The sequence below is a fragment of the Streptomyces sp. NPDC041129 genome (genome assembly GCF_055592265.1).
In genome coordinates this window covers 448092-464941 of sequence record NZ_JBVIYV010000004.1, presented here as the reverse complement: position 1 = coordinate 464941, position 16850 = coordinate 448092, and the positions used below count along the sequence as shown (strand labels likewise).

The following is a 16850-nucleotide window of genomic DNA, read 5'->3' as shown; positions in this document are numbered from 1 at the left end:
CTCAGGACTCCTTGACGGCGATGGTCTCCACCGTGTTCGCCACGTGCTCGAACGCGTCCGCCGCCTCTTCGAGCACGTCCACGATCTGCTTCAGCTTCAGCACCTCGATGGCGTCGTACTTGCCGTTGAAGAGGTGTGCCAGCAGCTTGCGGTGGATCTGGTCGGCCTGGTTCTCGAGCCGGTTGACCTCGATCCAGTACTCGGTGAGGTTGTCCATCGTGCGGAGGTTCGGCATCGCCTCCGCGGTCAGCTCGGCGGCCCTGGCCAGCACCTCGATCTGCTGCTCGACGCCCTTCGGCAGTTCCTCGACGTTGTAGAGGACGACCAGGTCGACGGCCTCCTCCATGAAGTCCATGATGTCGTCCAGGGACCCGGCGAGGGTGTAGATGTCCTCACGGTCGAAGGGCGTGATGAAGGAGGAGTTCAGCTGGTGGAAGATCGCGTGCGTGGCGTCGTCACCTGCGTGTTCCGCGGCCCGCATACGCTCTGCGATCTCGGCCCGGGCGGAAGCGTCCGCCCCGAGCAGTTCCATCAGGAGCTTCGAGCCGGTGACGATGTTGTCCGCGGACGCGGCGAACATGTCGTAGAAGCTCGTCTCCCTGGGGGTCAGACGAAAGCGCACTTGGGGTCCTCTAGGTGCTTCGGTTTCGGTCAGGCTGATGCTAGGCGCAACATCCGGCCACGGCTATCGGGCCGTCTCCCAGTGTCGCCCATCGTTCGGATCGATCAGCACGGGGGCGTACCAAGGGCCCTCTACCCCGCGAAATTCGTTACCATATACCCAGTAGGGGTATGTATCCGCAGCTCGTCCCGACATGGAGGCCCGTGATGACGACGACCGAGGCCGGCGCCACGCACGGCTACCACAAGCAGAAGGACGAGCACCTCAAACGGCTGCGCCGCATCGAGGGCCAGATCCGCGGCCTGCAGCGCATGGTCGACGAGGACACGTACTGCATCGACATACTCACCCAGGTGTCCGCCTCCACCAAGGCCCTGCAGTCCTTCGCCCTGCAACTGCTGGAGGAGCACCTGCGGCACTGCGTGGCGGACGCGGCCCTCAAGGGCGGAGATGAGATCGAGGCCAAGGTGGACGAGGCCACGAAGGCGATCGGCCGGCTGCTGCGCACCTGAGCCGGACCCGCCGCCGGTCTCAGAGCCGGTCCGGGCTCCGGGGGCGATCGGCGGATTTCCGCTCCTCGGTCACCCGCAGCACCTCGTCGATACTCTCCAGGCTCAGCCGGTCCTCGGCGGCCGAGGCGGCGATGATCAGCTCTCCGCACAGTTCGATCTCGGCGAGGGCCACGTGGTCCTGAACTGCCGTACCGCCGAGCGGAGCCACGTGCGTCACCTCGTCTCTGCCGTCACCGACTTCCTAGAGTAGGCAGCCCTCCACACACCGCGCATGGCACGGACGGGCTAGTTCGACAGGGGCGTCACTGACTAGTGCCCTGACTGGATCTCGCCCCCGGCGCCGGCGCTGCCGCCGGCCCCGCTCTCGGCGATGCGGCCCGCGTAGATGTCCCCCGGACTCGGCAGACGCACGTCGACGGGGGTGCCGAACCCGAACAGCAGCGTGGTCGAGGCGACCGCGACCGGCGTCTTCTCGCGGCCGTTGACGAAGCTGAAGCGCTGGCGCAGCTTGCGGATGCGGCCCTGGTCGTCCAGGTAGGCGTCGAACGGCACCTCCGCCGTGGCGAACCCCTTCGCCGCGGCGGCCAGGGACGCCCGGTTGTCCACCGAGGCGCTCGCCGAGGCGCGGGACAGGTCCGCCGTGCCCCGGAAGTGCCGCACCGGGGTCCCGCCCACCTCGGTCCGTCCCACGTACGTCGCCGTGCGTGTCCCGCGAAGCACCTCCGCCGCCGCGTACGGATCGGTGGCGCCGCCGGTGACGAGGTTGCCGTCGGACAGGCCCGCGGTCTCCACCCGTACCCACTTGTCGGCGGGAACGCCGGCGCCCCGGTTCTTCATGAACAGGGCACCGGGCGCGAGGAGCTCGGTGATGGGCCGGTGCTCGGGGGTGCCCGCCGGGTCCTCCGGGAGCACCACGGTCAGCTCCCCGAGCCGGTGCCGGAAGTCGTAGCCGCCGCGTCCGCGGATGGTGACCCGGGTGCCGCCGGTCGCCATCTCCATGGCCGTGGTGGCCTTGGAGCTGCCCGCTTCGCGCAGGGTGTCGGGGGCCCGCCGCAGCACGGCCACCGGGTCGCCGCCGGCGCCGTGCGCACCCTCGGCGGCGGCCCGGCCACCGGTGCACCCGGTGGCGGCCGCCCCTAGCCCCAGCATGACTCCCACCGCGAGGGCGGTCCTTCCCGCGCGCCTGTACTGCCGCCGTTCCATCGCGTGAAACCCCCAGCCGGTAGGTCCGTCACGGGCCCCCTGTCTGCCCGGGTTAACGACCGGTAGGGAGCACCGTCACGCGCTGCCGTACCGTTGTCACCGTGGTGCAGCAGGACGGGCCGGAGCGAGCCCGGCAGGGGCAGGAACACCTCACGACTACGACCGAGCAGGGCCGCTTCTGCGTGGCCCGCTGCAGCTGCGGCTGGCGCGGCCCGGCCCGCCGGGCGCGCAGCCTCGCCAGAGCGGACGCGCAGGCGCACGCGGAGCTGGAGTGAAAGCGGCCCTCCCGGACCTCTCCCGGCCTCACCGGGCGGCCCTTCAGCGGTGTTCGAAGCGGCGGGTGAGGGCGTCGACGAGGTCGCGGTCGCGGGGCTGGGTCAGCCGGTGGCGGGCCTCGGCGGGCGAGAGCCACAGGATCCGGTCCACCTCGTCGCTCGGGGCGAAGACTCCCGCGGTGGCCTCGGCCGCCCAGTAACGCACCCGTTTGGGGCGGCCGTTGGCCAGATAGCTCAGGGTCGGCAGCTCGGATCCGGGCTCGGCCGCGTACCCGGTCTCCTCCGCGACCTCGCGCAGGGCGCCCGCGAGCGCGTCCTCGCCCCGCTTCAGCTTGCCCTTCGGATGGGACCAGTCGTCGTACTTGGGCCGGTGGACCAGGCAGAGCTCCAGACCGCCGGCCGCCGGCGAGCGGCGCCACAGGACGCAGCCCGCCGCCTCGACCGTGGTGTCGTTCACACCGCCTCCTCGCGGGGGTTCAGGACGCGCCGACCGTCTGCTTCTGCCAGGCCTGCTGGAAGGCGAACCTGGCCGCCTCCACCTCGTGCCGTTGGTCGGCGTGGAGCACGCCCAGCGCGTATGCCGTCGCCGGGGCGATCCGGGGGGTACGGGCCGCCTGGGCCGCCGCTGCCGCCGCCTCCGAGGCGTCCCGGTGCCGGTTCAGGGACTGGCCGGCCGTCAGCAGCCGGGCGTCGACGGGAGAGTTGCCGCCGTGCAGTACCTCGCGGGCGTAGCGGTGCAGGCGCAGCAGCAGGCGGACCTGGTGCCAGGGGCCGTCCTGGGGGTGCGGGGACGGGTCCGGGGACAGGCCGTGGACCAGGGCCTCCGCGTTGTAGGGGTGGCCCGCGGTGAGCAGCGGGAGGGCGGCGACGGCCTGGGTGAGGCGTTCCTCGGCCGCGGCGGCGAGGGGATGCAGCGCGGCGCCGGGCGCGTGGGGCGTGAGCGGGACCTCGCTCGCCAGTAAGGCCACTTTGTCGGCGACCGCGTGGAAACGGGAGGAGCCGAGGGCCTGCAGCGCCGTGGAGTGGGCCCGGGTCCGGGCCAGGGTGAGCTGGCGTTCCAGCAGGGCCCCCGCCTTGGCAGCGCCGACCGTCAGGTTGCCGCGTTCCGGGACGGGCGCCGGCCGCGCGGGGGCGCCGGTGCCGGGCGGCGCCGCGTTCGGCGGGACGGGTGCCGTCCCGCTGCCGCGACCGCCCGCGGCCGCCCCGGCCGCGTCGGGCAGGGTGCCGACGGTCACCGCGGCCACCGGCCGGGCCGGCAGCGCCGCGGTGCCCGAGAGCCGGTTCAGGGCCAGCAGCAGCCGCTCGAGGCGGGCCTCGTAGGCGTGCTCCAGTTTCAGGGTGCCCGACAGCCAGGCCAGTTCCGGGCGCATCTCCTCCGACCAGTCCGGATCGAGCAACGGGCGGAAAGTGTGCAGGCTGGCGCTGATGCGGCGGGCCGAGCGGCGCAGCAGCAGCGCGGCGTCGACGGACTCCTCCGCGCCGCCCGCAGGGACGCCGCCGGTCTCCCGGTGCGTGCGCAGCGCGCGGAGGAACTCCGTGGCCCGGGCGCGGAGGTAGCCCGCGAGGGCGTCCCCGGTCACCGCCTGAGCCGTGGGGTCCGTCGGGTCAAGGTGTTGCTGTGCCACGCCGGCGCCTCCGGGCGTCTATGAGCATCTCCTGGACGTTGCGCAGCGGCTGTCCGTCCATATCGGTCGCGTGCCGGGTCCACTCGCCGTCGGGGCCGAGGTGCCAGGAGGCCGTGGTGTCGGACATGCCGGTGTCGAGCAGCCGGTTCAGGGCCGCCCGGTGGCCGGGGTCGGTGACCCGGACCAGGGCCTCGATCCGGCGGTCGAGGTTGCGGTGCATCATGTCGGCGCTGCCGATCCACACCTCGGGTTCGCCGCCGTTGCCGAAGCCGAACACCCGGGAGTGCTCGAGGAAGCGGCCGAGGATGGAGCGGACCCGGATGTTCTCCGACAGGCCCGCGACGCCGGGGCGGACGGCGCAGATGCCGCGCACCCACACGTCCACCGGAACTCCGGCCTGGGAGGCGCGGTAGAGCGCGTCGATGACCGCCTCGTCGACCATCGAGTTGACCTTGATGCGCACGAAGGCGGGGCGGCCGGCCCGGTGGTGCTGGACCTCCTTGTCGATCCGCGCTATCAGGCCGTCGCGCAGCGACTTGGGGGCGACGAGGAGGCGGCGGTAGGTCTCCCGGCGGGAGTAGCCGGACAGCCGGTTGAAGAGGTCGGAGAGGTCCGCGCCGACCTGCGGGTCGGCGGTGAGCAGGCCGAGGTCCTCGTAGAGCCGGGCGGTCTTCGGGTGGTAGTTGCCGGTGCCGACGTGGCTGTAGCGGCGGAGTGTCTCGCCCTCCTGACGGACCACCAGGGACAGCTTGCAGTGCGTCTTCAGACCGACCAGGCCGTACACCACGTGGCAGCCGGCCTCCTCCAGCTTGCGCGCCCACTTGATGTTGGCGTGCTCGTCGAAGCGGGCCTTGATCTCGACCAGGACGAGGACCTGCTTGCCGGACTCGGCGGCGTCGATGAGCGCGTCGACTATCGGGGAGTCGCCGGAGGTGCGGTACAGGGTCTGCTTGATCGCCAGCACGTCCGGGTCGGCGGCCGCCTGCTCCAGGAAGGCCTGCACGGAGGTGGAGAAGGAGTCGTACGGGTGGTGCAGCAGCACGTCACGGGTGCGCAGGGCGGCGAAGATGTCCGGCGCGGACGCCGACTCCACCTCGGCCAGGTCGCGGTGGGTGCCCGCGACGAACTTCGGGTACTTCAGCTCCGGACGGTCGAGGCTGTGGATGCGGAAGAGGCCGGTGAGGTCCAGGGGGCCGGGCAGCGGATACACCTCGGCCTCGGAGATCTTCAGCTCGCGGACCAGCAGGTCCAGCACCTCGCGGTCGATGGACTCCTCGACCTCCAGGCGCACCGGCGGTCCGAAGCGGCGCCGCATGAGCTCCTTCTCCAGCGCCTGGAGCAGGTTCTCGGCGTCGTCCTCCTCGACCTCGAGGTCCTCGTTGCGGGTGAGCCGGAAGGCGTGGTGCTCCAGCACCTCCATGCCCGGGAACAGCTCCTCCAGGTGCGCGGCGATGACGTCCTCGAGCGGGACGTAGCGGCCCGGGGCGGCCTCCAGGAAGCGGGACAGCAGCGGCGGCACCTTCACGCGCGCGAAGTGCTTGTGGCCGCTGACCGGGTTGCGCACGACGACGGCCAGGTTCAGGGACAGGCCGGAGATGTACGGGAACGGGTGCGCGGGGTCGACGGCCAGCGGGGTCAGCACGGGGAAGATCTGGTGCCGGAACAGCGTGAAGAGGCGTGCCTGCTCCTTCTCGGCCAGCTCGTTCCAGCGGACCAGATGGATGCCCTCGTCGGCGAGCGCGGGGGCCACGTCCTCGTGGTAGCAGGCGGCGTGCCGTGCCATCAGCTCGCGCGAGCGGGCCCAGATCATCTCCAGCACCTCGCGCGGCTGGAGGCCGGACGCGGAGCGGGTGGCGACACCGGTGGCGATGCGGCGCTTCAGGCCGGCCACCCGGACCATGAAGAACTCGTCCAGGTTGCTGGCGAAGATCGCCAGGAAGTTGGCGCGCTCCAGCAGAGGTGTGTTCGGGTCCTCGGCCAGTTCCAGGACGCGCTCGTTGAAGGCGAGCCAGCTTCGCTCCCGGTCGAGGAAACGACCCTGGGGCAGCGGGGCCCCGTCGCTCTGCGCCTCTTCGTAGGCGTCGAGGTCGGCGTCGAGGTCGGGTTCCAGGTCGGAAACGGTCGCGGCGACCGCATGGGACCGGTGCGCGGCGATGGAGCCCACGGAGGGCTGCGTGTGCTGGGCCTCTGCCTGGGTGTCTTGCTGACTCATGACACCATTCTTCCGCGCCACGCGCGAGACAGGCGCGTCGGAACGTGCGGGAGGGAGCGTCACGGCCCCGTTCCGCGCGGGCCCCTCGGGGGGCGGCGAAGGCTCTGGCACGACGGGCTTCATTGGCCGAGCGTCGCAAGCCAGTCTGAATCGATGGTTACGGAGACATGACGTCCCGGATATCGGGGAGCGGCCCCCGGGTGCGCGTCCCTCCCCCCGTGGAAGGGACGCGCACCCGGGTGTCGTCTCAGGCGGCCCGGCGGCGCAGCACCAGGTAGGCGGCCGTCGTGGCCAGCGTGGTCAGGGCCAGCACGACGCCCGTCTCCACCAGGTGCAGCGGCCAGAAGTGGGACGCGGGGTGGTAGACGGCGAAATAGCCTTCGGCGTTCCGTCCGGTGTTCCCCTGCCAGGCGTTCTCGGGCAGCACGAACGGCTTCGGCGAGGTACGGGTCACCACCGGCCACAGGTGGGGACGGCAGCCGTCCACCACGAAGTGGACCAGCCACATCACGGCGCACGTGGTGCCGAGCGCGGCCAGGGCGCGCCGCAGCAGCAGCGCGGTGAGGGTGCCGACGGCCAGGGCGCACAGGCCGTACGCCACGGTGAGCGGGCCCAGGGCCGCGAAGACGTCGACGGAGGTCCAGTCGTCGGTGGCCAGCAGGTCCCCGTTGGCCGCCCGGCCCCAGCGGTACACCCCCACCAGGACCAGGCCGCCGGCCGTGACGCCCAGGGCCGGGAGGGCGAGCTTCGCGGTCAGCCAGCGGACCGGGGTGACGCCCTGTGTCCAGGCCAGGTTCGCGGTGCCGGTCTCCAGTTCGCGGCCGATCAGGGCACCGCCCGCGAACGCGGCGACGGCGAGGAAGCTGTAGCAGATGAGGGTGGAGATCCAGCCGGACGGCTCGGTGTAGTCGAGGCGGCTGAAGAGGTCCGCGCAGACGTGGGTGTGCGCGCAGACCGCCTCGCCGTGCCGCGCGCGGCCGGCGGTGACCTCGTTCAGCCACACCAGCCAGCCGGTCAGCGCGGCGACGGCGGCGGCCCACACGAGCAGGGCGGTGCGGTGCAGCCGCAGCACGGCGCGGGGCAGGCCCTGGAGGGCGGCGCTCACGCGGCGGCCCCCTTTGCGGCCCGCTGCGACCCGGACAGGCGCCCGAGCACGCGGAACGCGGCCAGGGTGGACAGGGCGGCCAGGGCCAGCACGAAGGCGCTGGTGGTGAGCTGGAGCGGCCAGTAGTGGGAGGCGGGGTGGTAGGTGTGGAACCAGCCGACGGCACCCTGCTCACGGAACACCCGCGCGCACCCTTCCGTGGTGGCCGCGGAGCACTCGGGCTCGGGGATGTGCGCGCCGCCGCGGGTGACCAGGCCCTTGGCGACCTCCACACCGGAGTAGGGGGCGGCGTAGCCGTGTTCGAGGCCGGTCACGCGGGTTACGGCCGGCCACAGGTGCGGCATGAGCCACTGCGCCAGGGCCCAGACGCCGGCGGTGAGGACGACGGAGACGGCGAGTGCGGGCAGGGCACGGCCCAGGGCCAGGCCGGTGAGGGCGCCGACGGCGAGTGCGGCCAGGGCGAGGGCGACGGTGGTGGGGCCGTTGGCGTGGAAGGTCCAGAAGTCGGACCAGCTCTTGGCGGTGTCGACACGGCCGTCGGCGGCCGACCAGGCCCGGTGGTGCAGGAACACCAGCAGACTCGTGCCCGCGGTGACCGCGGCGGCGGGCAGGACCAGCCTGGTCACCAGCCAGCGGACGGGCGTGATGCCCTGGATCCAGGCCAGGCGGGCGGTGCCGGACTCCAGCTCGCGGCCGGTGAGGGCGGCGCCGGCCCAGGCGGCCACGAGGAACGGCAGCGCGGCGAGGGACAGCGTGAGGTAGTTGTAGACGTCCTTGTAGCGCAGGATCGCGTCCTGGGAGTAGGTGCACTTCTCGGACCACTCGCAGGCGTTGTACTGCCGCCAGCCCTCCGCGGCCGCGTCGGTGAGCGGTCCGGCGAGCCACAGCAGCAGGGCGGCGCCGAGGACCACCAGGCCGGTCCAGACGACGAGCGCGGGGCGGTGCAGGCGCAGCAGCCAGCGGGCCGTCCGGGGCCGCGCGGCGGGGGCCCGGACGGAGGCCGGGGCGGTCGCGGCGGTCATGCGGCACTCTCCTCGGTCGCGGCCGGTGCGGTGGTGAGCGCGGGGGCCTGCGGATTGCGCAGATGGGCGAGGACCAGTTCCTCCAGGGTGGGCGCCGAGGCGCGCCAGTCGCCGCCGAGCGGGCCGGCGGGGCGGATCAGCGCCGTCCGCTGGCGGCCGGTGACCCGGTCCTCGACCACGGTGTGCGCGTCCAGGGCCGCCTTCTCGGCGGGGCCGCTGACCCGCAGGTGGGCGGCGAGCAGGTCGTCGATCTCACCGGCCAGCCGGACCCGGCCGTCGCCCACCAGCAGCAGGTGGTCGCAGGAGTCCTCTAGCTCGGCGACCACGTGCGAGGACATCACGATCGTGGTGCCGTACTGGGCGGCCTCGGCCATGAGGGTGCCCATCAGCTCGTGCCGGGCGAGCGGGTCCAGGTCGGCCATCGGCTCGTCCAGGAGCAGCAGTCCGGGGCGCTTGCCGAGGGCCAGGGCGAGTGCGACCCGGGTGCGCTGGCCGCCGGACAGCGACCGTATGCGGGCCCTGGGATCGAGCGGACCGGCGGCCACGATCCGTCCGGCGGTCTCCGCGTCCCAGCGCTCGGGGTTGAGGTCGGCGCCCATGCGCAGCGTCTCGGCGACCGTGAGCTGCGGATACAGCGGTTTGTCCTGGGCGACGTAGCCCACCCGGGCGCGGGCCGCGGCGGGTGTGCCGCCGAGTACCGTCAGCCGGCCCTCGGTGGGCGGGAGCAGGCCCGCGGCGAGGGCGAGCAGCGTCGACTTTCCGGCGCCGTTGGGCCCGACGACGGCGCACACCCGCCCGGCGGGCAGCCGGAAGCCGCAGTCGCGCAGCGCCCAGCCTCCCCTGCGCCCGAAGCGCTTGCCGAGGCCGGTGGCCTCCAGAGCCGTGTCGCTCATGAACGTTCTCCCTGGAAGTGCTTGTCGAGTACGGCGGTGAAAAGGGCCGCCACGTCGTCCCGGTCCAGGCCCGCCTCGGCGGCCCTCGCAGTCCACTGCTCCAGCTCCGCCCGCAGGGGGGAGTCGGCCGGGGCGGCGCCCAGTGAGCGCCGGACGAAGGTGCCGAGTCCGCGCCGCGCCTCGACCAGGCCCTCCCGCTCCAGCTCGCGGTAGGCCTTGAGGACGGTGTTGGGATTGATGGCGGTGGCCTCGACGACCTCGCGGGCCGTCGGCAGCCGGTCGCCCGGGCGCAGCAGGCCCAGCCGGAGGGCCTGTTTGGTCTGCTGGACGATCTGGACGTAGGTGGCGACCCCGCTGTGCCGGTCGATGCGGTATTCGACCACGCGTTGAACCACCCTTTCACTAATTGAGTAGTGAAAGGGTGGTCCAAGAGAGGGGTGGCCGTCAAGCCGGCCACCCCTGAGGTCCGCGCCGGGCGCCTCCGCGCGCCCGGGTGTGTCAGGTCTCGGTGCGGTACATCAGGTCGGTCTCGTACGTGGTGAAGCCCAGCCGTTCGTACACCGCGACCGCCGCCTTGTTGTCGGCGTCGACGTACAGCATGGCCGTCGGCAGCCCCTGCGCCGCCAGGTGCCGCAGGCCGATCAGGGTCAGGGCCTTGCCGAGCCCGCCGCCCTGCTCGCCCGGCCGGACCCCCAGCACGTACACCTCGCCGAGCCCCTCCTCGGCGTGCACCTTGGTCCAGTGGAAGCCCACCAGCTCCCCGCGCCGCTCCGCCAGGAAGAACCCGGCCGGGTCGAACCACGGCAGGGCCTTGCGGTCGTCCAGGTCGCGCTGGGTCAGCGAGCCCTGCTCGGGGTGGTGCGCGAACGCGGCCGCGTTGACCGCCAGCCAGGCCGCGTCGTCCTTGCCGGGCACGAAGGGCCGCACGCTCACACCCTCCGGGAGTACCGGTTCGGACAGCTCCGGGTCGGTCAACGACCGCCGCATCTGGCGCAGTTCACGGAACAGGGTCAGGCCGAGCACCTGGGCGAGATGACGGGCGGCGGAGTGCCCGCCGTGCGCCCACACCCGCAGCCGCTTGCCCGAGGCCGCGAGCATCGCCGAGCCCAGCGCCCGGCCGTGCCCGTGCCCGCGGTGCGCCGGGTGGACGACCAGCTCGGCGGCCGGTGCCTCCACCGGGTCGGTGTCCTCCAGCTGGCCGTACCCGACCAGTTCGCCCCCGGCGGTCAGCAGCAGATGCGAGACGCCCTCGCGCGAGCCGCCGTGAAGCTGCAGCCGGCCCTGCTCGGACACCGGCTGCTGCCCGTCGACGCCGGCGGCCTCGGCGAGCAGTCCGAGCACGGCCTCGGCCTGGTCCGGGTCGAGCGCGGAGCGGGTCTCGAGGGAACGGGAGGGGGCCGGCCGTACGGTGTCGTCGCTGCTCATGCGTACGAGGGTACGGGGCCGCCGGAGCGAAGTCCCGGTACCGCGGAGGTGAGAAGTCCCGGTACCGCGGAGGGCGGAAGCCGCCGTACCGCGCGCGGCGCAAGTCCCGGCACCGCGGGGGGAGAAGGACGGCAAAGGGAAACCAGGACGTAACCACGAACCCCCTGTCGCGCTACGCGCGTTGACCTTAGGCTGCGCGGCGAACGGGGGCCACGCGCCCCAGCCGACCCACAGGGGGGTTTCATGTCAGCCGCACCCCGGCGCACCAGACGCAGGACCTACGGCCTCCTCGCCACCACCGCCGCTCTCGCCACGGCCGCCGGCCTGGCCGCCGCCCTGCCCGCGCAGGCGCACACCGGCAAGGACGGCCACGGGCACGGCCATTCCAGCCGCTACCAGGACGTCCAGCTGCTGTCCTTCAACGACCTGCACGGCAACCTGGAGCCCCCGTCCGGCTCCTCCGGCCGGGTCACCGAACTCCAGCCCGACGGCACGACCAAGACGATCGACGCCGGCGGCGCCGAGTACCTCGCCACCCATCTGCGCCAGGCCCGCCAGGGCCACCCCTACTCCATCACCGCGGCCGGCGGCGACATGGTCGGTGCCTCCCCGCTGCTGTCCGGGCTCTTCCACGACGAGCCGACCATCGAGGCGCTCAACAAGCTGAAGCTGGACGTGACCTCGGTCGGCAACCACGAGTTCGACGAGGGCGCGAGGGAACTGGCCCGCCTGCAGAACGGCGGCTGCCACCCCACGGACGGCTGCTACGGCGACAAGGAGTTCGAGGGCGCCGACTTCCCCTACCTCACCGCCAACGTCCTGGACGAGAAGACGGACCGGCCGCTCCTCAAGCCCTACTGGGTGTGGAAGAAGAAGGGCGTCAAGATCGGGTTCATCGGCGTCACGCTGGAGGGGACCCCGGACATCGTCTCCGCCGACGGCGTCAAGGGCCTGAAGTTCAAGGACGAGACCGAGACGATCAACAAGTACGCCAAGGTGCTCCAGCGCCAGGGCGTCCAGTCGATCGTGGCCCTGATCCACGAGGGCGGCTTCCCGGCCTCCGGCTCCTACAACTACGACTGCGACTCCGCGGGCGCCGGCTCCGGCATCTCCGGCCCGATCGTGGACATCGCGAAGAACGTCACGCCGGCCGTCGACGCGCTCGTCACCGGCCACACCCACAACGCCTACGTCTGCACGATCCCCGATCCGTCGGGCCGGCCCCGGATGGTCACCTCCGCGTCCTCCTTCGGCCGCCTGTACACGGACACCACGCTCACCTACGACCACCGCACCGGCGACATCGTGCGCACGGCCGTGAAGTCCGCGAACCACGTGGTCTCCCGGGACGTCCCCAAGGCGGCGGACATGACCGGGCTGATCTCGAAGTGGAACACCCTGGCCGCCCCCATCGGCAACCGGCCCATCGGCTACATCTCCGGTGACATCAACAACACCGGCGCCGAGTCCCCCATGGGTGACCTCATCGCCGACGCGCAACTCGCCCACGGCAAGGAACTGGACCCGAGGACCAGCCTCGCCCTGATGAACCCGGGCGGCGTGCGCGCGGGCCTGACCTACGCCGCCAAGGGCGCCGAGGGCGACGGAGTCGTCACCTACGCCGAGGGCTTCACGGTCCAGCCCTTCGCCAACACCGTGAACCTCCAGGACTTCACCGGCGCCCAGCTCGTCCAGGTGCTCAAGGAGCAGGTGAGCGGGCCCAACGCGGCGGCGCCGAAGATCCTCCAGCCGTCGGCCGGACTCACCTACACGCTCGACATGACCAAGTCCGGGGCGGACCGCGTGGTCACCGACTCCATCCGGCTGAACGGCGCCGCCATCGACCCGGCGGCCACCTACCGCGTCGCCACCAACAGCTTCCTGGCGGGCGGCGGCGACGGCTTCCCCACCCTGGGGCAGGGCACGAACGACCTGGTCGGCAGCGACGACCTGGCCGCGCTTGCGAAGTACCTGACGGCCAACTCCTCGGCCACGAACCCGATCACGCCGCCGAAGGCGGACCGGGTCACGATCACGCAGTAGCCGCCGTGAGGTGGATCGCATACCTCCGGTAGAGGTTGCGGGTGGGGGCGGTACGCATGATCGGATGAGTCGATGCGTACCCCCCACCACATAGCTGCGCATTCACGTCCCAATCCCTACGACGAGCTGGGCACGCTCGACGAGGGGCCGCTGCGGGAGACCCCGCTGGAGGACTTCCTCCGGGACGCCACCGCGCGGGACACCGTCTCCGGGCCGGAGGAGGACTGGTCCCCGCCCCAGCACCGGCGCGGCGGCCGCCGCAGGCGACGCGGCCGCCGGGCCCGGCTGCGGTTCGCGGCGAAGGCGGTCGCCGCCCTCGCCGTCGCCGCCGCCTTCCTCGGCCTCGCCGACCGCTGGGCCGTGCTGTACGCCGAGCACCGGGCGGCGGGCACCCTCAAGGACCGGCTGCACCTGGCCGCCGCTCCCGAAGTGGAGATCGGCGGCTTCCCCTTCCTCACCCAACTCGCCGACGGACGCCTCAAGTCGGTCCGGGTGACCGTGCCCGACGTCGCCGCCGACCGGGTCTCGCTGGCGGAGGTGACGGCGACCGCCCACGACGTGACGCTGGACGCGGACGGCCCGACCGCCGTACGCGGCGCCCGCGTGCCCCGGCTCGACGGCGACGTCCTGCTGTCGTTCTCCGACCTGAGCCGCGAACTGGGCGCCTCCCAGGTCACCTTCAGCGGGCAGGGCCGGGACCGGGTCCGGGCGCGGGGCGTCCTGCCGGTCGCGGGGCACGACCTGCGGCTGCGCGCCGAGGCGCGGATCCTGCGGACGGGCGAGCGGGGCATCGCCACCCGGATCGGCGGGATGCGCCTGGACATCGGCGATCTGGCGACGTACCGACCCGGCAGCCGCGCCTCGGAGGGTCTGTACCTGACCCCGGGGGCCGCCGCCGGGCTCGCCGGTGAGACGCGCAAGGCGAAGGCGCTGCTGTCCGTCCCGGCCCTCGTGCGCCGGATGGGCGTGCCCGACTCCGCCGTGCGCGCGGCCCTGAGTGACGAGGGCAAGCTGGCCGAGCTGACCGGCTCCCCGCGGTTCGCACGCAGGGCGGCCCGCCTCAACCTCATCGACCTGGCCCTGGACCATCCGGAGGTGCTCCGCCGCCTGGGGCTCGACCCCCGGCTGCCGGCCGCGCTGTCCCGGCTCACCCGCCCGGTGCTCGCCGACCGGCTCTCCCTGGCCTTCGACCTCCCCTCGCCCGAGCGGGGGGACGTGCGGCTGCGGGACGTACGGGTGGAGAAGGACGGGATCCGGGTGCGGCTCACCGGGTCGGGACTCCGGGTCGGGGACTGAACGGGTCCCGTAATTCCTGTGTGAATGCTCTGCCGGTTTCCGAAATGGCCCTGAGAATTTCTCTCAGGGCCATTTCGACACCGAGATCGAGCGGGCGGCCAGGGACGCGGCGGCGCACGACTTCATCACCGCGCTGCCCGACGGCTACGACACCCGCCTCGCCCCCGGCACCTCCGCCCTGTCCGGCGGCCGGCTCCGGCGCATCGCCGACCTCTCCACAAGGCCCTCACCCTACGGAGCGGCTCCCGGCGTCAGGAAGAGGCGGGCGTCCGGTCATCTAACCGGTCTGCGATCTCCCGGTCCGCGACCTGAGCTTGGGCCGGCCGGGGACGGCCCGCGCTCGCGGCCCCGTGCCCGGCCCGCCGTGCGGCCGGATGGCTACACGGTCTCGGGCGGAGCCGTGGCCGCGCCCGGCAGGCGGATCGTGGCGGTCGTGCCGCCGCCCTCCGCCCGGGTCAGGGAGACCTCGCCGCCCGCCTGCTGGACCGTGCGGGCCACGATCGACAGGCCGAGGCCGGAGCCCGGCAGGGCGCGGGCACTGGGGGAGCGCCAGAAACGGTCGAACACGTGCGGGAGTTCGTCTGCCGGGATGCCGGGGCCGTGGTCACGGACCGTCAGGACGCCCTCGGCCAGCCGCACCTCGACGGTGCCGCCCTCCGGACTGAACTTCACCGCGTTGTCCAGGACGTTGACCACCGCCCGCTCCAGCGCGGAGGGCTCCGCGCGGACGTACCAGGGCTCCAGGTCCGCCGTGATGGTCAGTTCCGGACCGCGCAGGCGGGCCCGGCGCAGGGCCGCCTCGACGGTGTCCTGGAAGGACACCACCTGGACGCGCTCGCCCCGCTGGCCCTCCGAGCGGGACAGCTCCTGCAGGTCGCCGATGAGCGCGGCCAGTTCCGTCATCTGCGCCTTCACCGAGGCGAGCAGCGCTTTCCGGTCCTCCGGGGGCAGCGGGCGGCCCGTCTCCTCACTGCGGGTGAGCAGCTCGATGTTCGTGCGCAGCGAGGTGAGCGGGGTGCGCAGCTCGTGGCCGGCGTCCGCGATGAGCTGCTGCTGGAGGTCGCGGGAGCCGGCCAGCGCGGTGGTCATCGAGTTGAAGGAGCGCGAGAGCCGCGCCACCTCGTCCTCGCTGTCGTCGTCCACGGGGATGCGGATGCCCAGGTCCTCGGTCCGGGCCACGTGCTCGACGGCCTCCGTGAGCTTGTCGACCGGGCGCAGCCCCGCCCGGGCCACCGCGAGTCCCGCCGCGCCGGCCCCGACGACTCCGATGCCGGAGACGAGGAGCAGGATCAGGGCGAGGTCCTTCAGTGTGTCCTCGGTGTTCTTCAGCGGTATGGCGACCATCAGCGCCGTGTTGGGGTACATCTGAGGCTGTGTCCCGGGCCCCGGGCTGAAGGTCAGCGGCTGGGTCAGCACCCGCACCGCGTTGCCCTCGGAGTCGGTGCCGTCGCGCAGGATGCCGTCATGCAGCAGCCCGTCGTGGTCGTCCGCCTTGGCGATGACGTCGGTGTCGGCGGAGGTGGTCTTCACACGGCCCGCGGAGTTGGAGGACACACAGGCGGTGCCGTTCTGCTTCACGAGCTGGATGTAGTAGTAGTTGCCGTGGGCGTGGAAGTCGCCGAGTCCGGCGTCGCCGGGCGTCTGCGGGCACGACTCCAGCGTGGAGACGATGTTCACCAGCCGCTGCGGCTCCGAGACCTTCTGCAGATCGGCGTCGACCTGGTCGTACAGCTTGCGCTCCACGATGAACCAGCACGTCACCGAGACCGCCGCCACCGCGAAGGCCACCGCCGCCGCGACCAGCATCGCCAGCCGGGCCCTGATCGGCAGCGCCCGGTAGCGGCGTGCCAGCCGCCTCACTCCGCGCCGCCCTGCCGCAGTACGTACCCCACGCCCCGGACGGTGTGCACCAGCCGCGGCTCGCCGCCCGCCTCGGTCTTGCGGCGCAGGTACATGACGTAGACATCGAGAGAGTTGGAGGAGGGCTCGAAGTCGAAGCCCCAGACGGCCTTCAGGATCTGCTCGCGGGTGAGGACCTGGCGCGGGTGGGCCATGAACATCTCCAGGAGCGTGAACTCCGTGCGGGTCAGTTCCACCGGCCGGCCGCCCCGGGTGACCTCCCGGGTGGCGAGGTCCATGCGCAGGTCACCGAAGGTCAGCGCCTCGTCCGCCTGGCCCTCGGCCGACACGTCGGCCGCGTACGAGCTGCGCCGCAGCAGGGCGCGGATACGGGCGAACAGCTCGTCCAGCTCGAAGGGCTTGACCAGGTAGTCGTCGGCCCCGGCGTCCAGTCCCGTCACCCGGTCGCCCACCGTGTCGCGGGCCGTGAGCATGAGGATCGGGGTGGTGTCCCCGGTGCCCCGGAACCGGCGGGCCGCGGTCAGGCCGTCCATGCGGGGCATCTGGATGTCCAGCACCACGAGGTCCGGCCGGTACGCGGCCGCCTTCTCCAGGGCGTCCGCGCCGTCGACCGCGACCTCGGTGCCGTATCCCTCGAAGGCGAGGCTGCGCTGCAGTGCCTCGCGCACGGCGGGCTCGTCGTCGACGATCAGGATGCGCTGGGGGTCACGGTCGCCTTCGGCGGGGCTCATCGCTCGCGGTTCCTCGGGGTGGGGGG

Annotated in this window: 17 protein-coding genes; 4 read left to right on the top strand and 13 right to left on the bottom strand. The window is 72.7% G+C overall.

Translation table 11 applies throughout. The features are described from left to right. Window position 1 precedes the first annotated feature (1 nt). A complete protein-coding gene (locus ACZ6B1_RS17825; RefSeq protein ID WP_351666163.1) occupies window positions 2–622 on the bottom strand; it encodes a DUF47 domain-containing protein in 621 nt (206 codons plus the stop codon). A 206-nt stretch (window positions 623–828) separates the two neighbouring features. On the opposite strand from ACZ6B1_RS17825, the gene ACZ6B1_RS17820 reads away from it, so the two are divergent. Continuing rightward, window positions 829–1134: a metal-sensitive transcriptional regulator gene (locus ACZ6B1_RS17820; RefSeq protein WP_031173267.1), complete on the top strand. Its 306-nt coding sequence runs from the start codon at window positions 829–831 to the stop codon at window positions 1132–1134. Window positions 1135–1153: 19 nt separating this feature from the next. Here ACZ6B1_RS17820 and ACZ6B1_RS17815 read toward each other — a convergent pair whose 3' ends face one another. Together ACZ6B1_RS17815 and ACZ6B1_RS17810 are read right to left on the bottom strand one after the other, a co-directional pair. Continuing rightward, entirely contained in the window at window positions 1154–1351 is a 198-nt protein-coding gene (locus ACZ6B1_RS17815; RefSeq protein ID WP_468779342.1) for a hypothetical protein, read from the bottom strand. Between the two features lie 92 nt (window positions 1352–1443). Beyond that, window positions 1444–2337 (bottom strand): SCO4651 family lipoprotein, encoded by an 894-nt coding sequence (locus ACZ6B1_RS17810; RefSeq protein WP_468779341.1) that lies wholly within the window; start codon window positions 2335–2337, stop codon window positions 1444–1446. Between the two features lie 101 nt (window positions 2338–2438). On the opposite strand from ACZ6B1_RS17810, the gene ACZ6B1_RS17805 reads away from it, so the two are divergent. Further along, window positions 2439–2612, top strand: a complete 174-nt coding sequence (locus ACZ6B1_RS17805; RefSeq protein WP_468779339.1) for a hypothetical protein — start codon at window positions 2439–2441, stop codon at window positions 2610–2612. Window positions 2613–2655: 43 nt separating this feature from the next. Here the strand turns inward: ACZ6B1_RS17805 and ACZ6B1_RS17800 are convergent, their stop codons facing one another. The 8 genes from ACZ6B1_RS17800 to mshD all read right to left on the bottom strand — a co-directional run bounded on the left by ACZ6B1_RS17800 (window position 2656) and on the right by mshD (window position 10894). Beyond that, a complete protein-coding gene (locus ACZ6B1_RS17800) occupies window positions 2656–3069 on the bottom strand; it encodes an NUDIX hydrolase (RefSeq protein ID WP_468779337.1) in 414 nt (137 codons plus the stop codon). Window positions 3070–3088: 19 nt separating this feature from the next. Then, a complete protein-coding gene (locus tag ACZ6B1_RS17795; protein ID WP_468779335.1) occupies window positions 3089–4237 on the bottom strand; it encodes a CHAD domain-containing protein in 1149 nt (382 codons plus the stop codon). Further along, complete coding sequence (locus ACZ6B1_RS17790) at window positions 4218–6572, bottom strand: RNA degradosome polyphosphate kinase (protein WP_468779333.1); 2355 nt, start codon at window positions 6570–6572, stop codon at window positions 4218–4220. The genes ACZ6B1_RS17795 and ACZ6B1_RS17790 overlap by 20 nt, the downstream gene beginning before the upstream one ends. A 124-nt stretch (window positions 6573–6696) precedes the next feature. Beyond that, window positions 6697–7554: a hypothetical protein gene (locus ACZ6B1_RS17785; RefSeq protein WP_468779331.1), complete on the bottom strand. Its 858-nt coding sequence runs from the start codon at window positions 7552–7554 to the stop codon at window positions 6697–6699. After that, the gene (locus ACZ6B1_RS17780; protein WP_468779329.1) at window positions 7551–8576 is read right to left on the bottom strand and encodes an ABC transporter permease; all 1026 of its coding nucleotides are present in this window, start codon (window positions 8574–8576) and stop codon (window positions 7551–7553) included. Before ACZ6B1_RS17780 ends, ACZ6B1_RS17785 begins: the two co-directional genes overlap by 4 nt. Next, on the bottom strand, window positions 8573–9469 hold the full coding sequence (locus tag ACZ6B1_RS17775) for an ABC transporter ATP-binding protein (protein WP_468779327.1): 897 nt from the start codon (window positions 9467–9469) through the stop codon (window positions 8573–8575). Before ACZ6B1_RS17775 ends, ACZ6B1_RS17780 begins: the two co-directional genes overlap by 4 nt. Continuing rightward, a complete protein-coding gene (locus ACZ6B1_RS17770; RefSeq protein WP_351666146.1) occupies window positions 9466–9852 on the bottom strand; it encodes a GntR family transcriptional regulator in 387 nt (128 codons plus the stop codon). The genes ACZ6B1_RS17775 and ACZ6B1_RS17770 overlap by 4 nt, the downstream gene beginning before the upstream one ends. 115 nt (window positions 9853–9967) lie before the next feature. Further along, a complete protein-coding gene (gene mshD, locus ACZ6B1_RS17765) occupies window positions 9968–10894 on the bottom strand; it encodes a mycothiol synthase (RefSeq protein ID WP_468779325.1) in 927 nt (308 codons plus the stop codon). A 243-nt stretch (window positions 10895–11137) separates the two neighbouring features. On the opposite strand from mshD, the gene ACZ6B1_RS17760 reads away from it, so the two are divergent. After that, a complete protein-coding gene (locus ACZ6B1_RS17760; protein ID WP_468779323.1) occupies window positions 11138–12937 on the top strand; it encodes a bifunctional metallophosphatase/5'-nucleotidase in 1800 nt (599 codons plus the stop codon). 72 nt (window positions 12938–13009) lie between these two features. Further along, the gene (locus ACZ6B1_RS17755; protein ID WP_468779321.1) at window positions 13010–14233 is read left to right on the top strand and encodes an LmeA family phospholipid-binding protein; all 1224 of its coding nucleotides are present in this window, start codon (window positions 13010–13012) and stop codon (window positions 14231–14233) included. A 378-nt stretch (window positions 14234–14611) separates the two neighbouring features. Here the strand turns inward: ACZ6B1_RS17755 and ACZ6B1_RS17750 are convergent, their stop codons facing one another. Both ACZ6B1_RS17750 and ACZ6B1_RS17745 read right to left on the bottom strand, forming a co-directional pair. Next, window positions 14612–16093, bottom strand: a complete 1482-nt coding sequence (locus ACZ6B1_RS17750) for a sensor histidine kinase (RefSeq protein WP_468779319.1) — start codon at window positions 16091–16093, stop codon at window positions 14612–14614. Beyond that, on the bottom strand, window positions 16090–16824 hold the full coding sequence (locus ACZ6B1_RS17745; protein WP_468779316.1) for a response regulator transcription factor: 735 nt from the start codon (window positions 16822–16824) through the stop codon (window positions 16090–16092). Before ACZ6B1_RS17745 ends, ACZ6B1_RS17750 begins: the two co-directional genes overlap by 4 nt. Window positions 16825–16850: the final 26 nt, after the last annotated feature.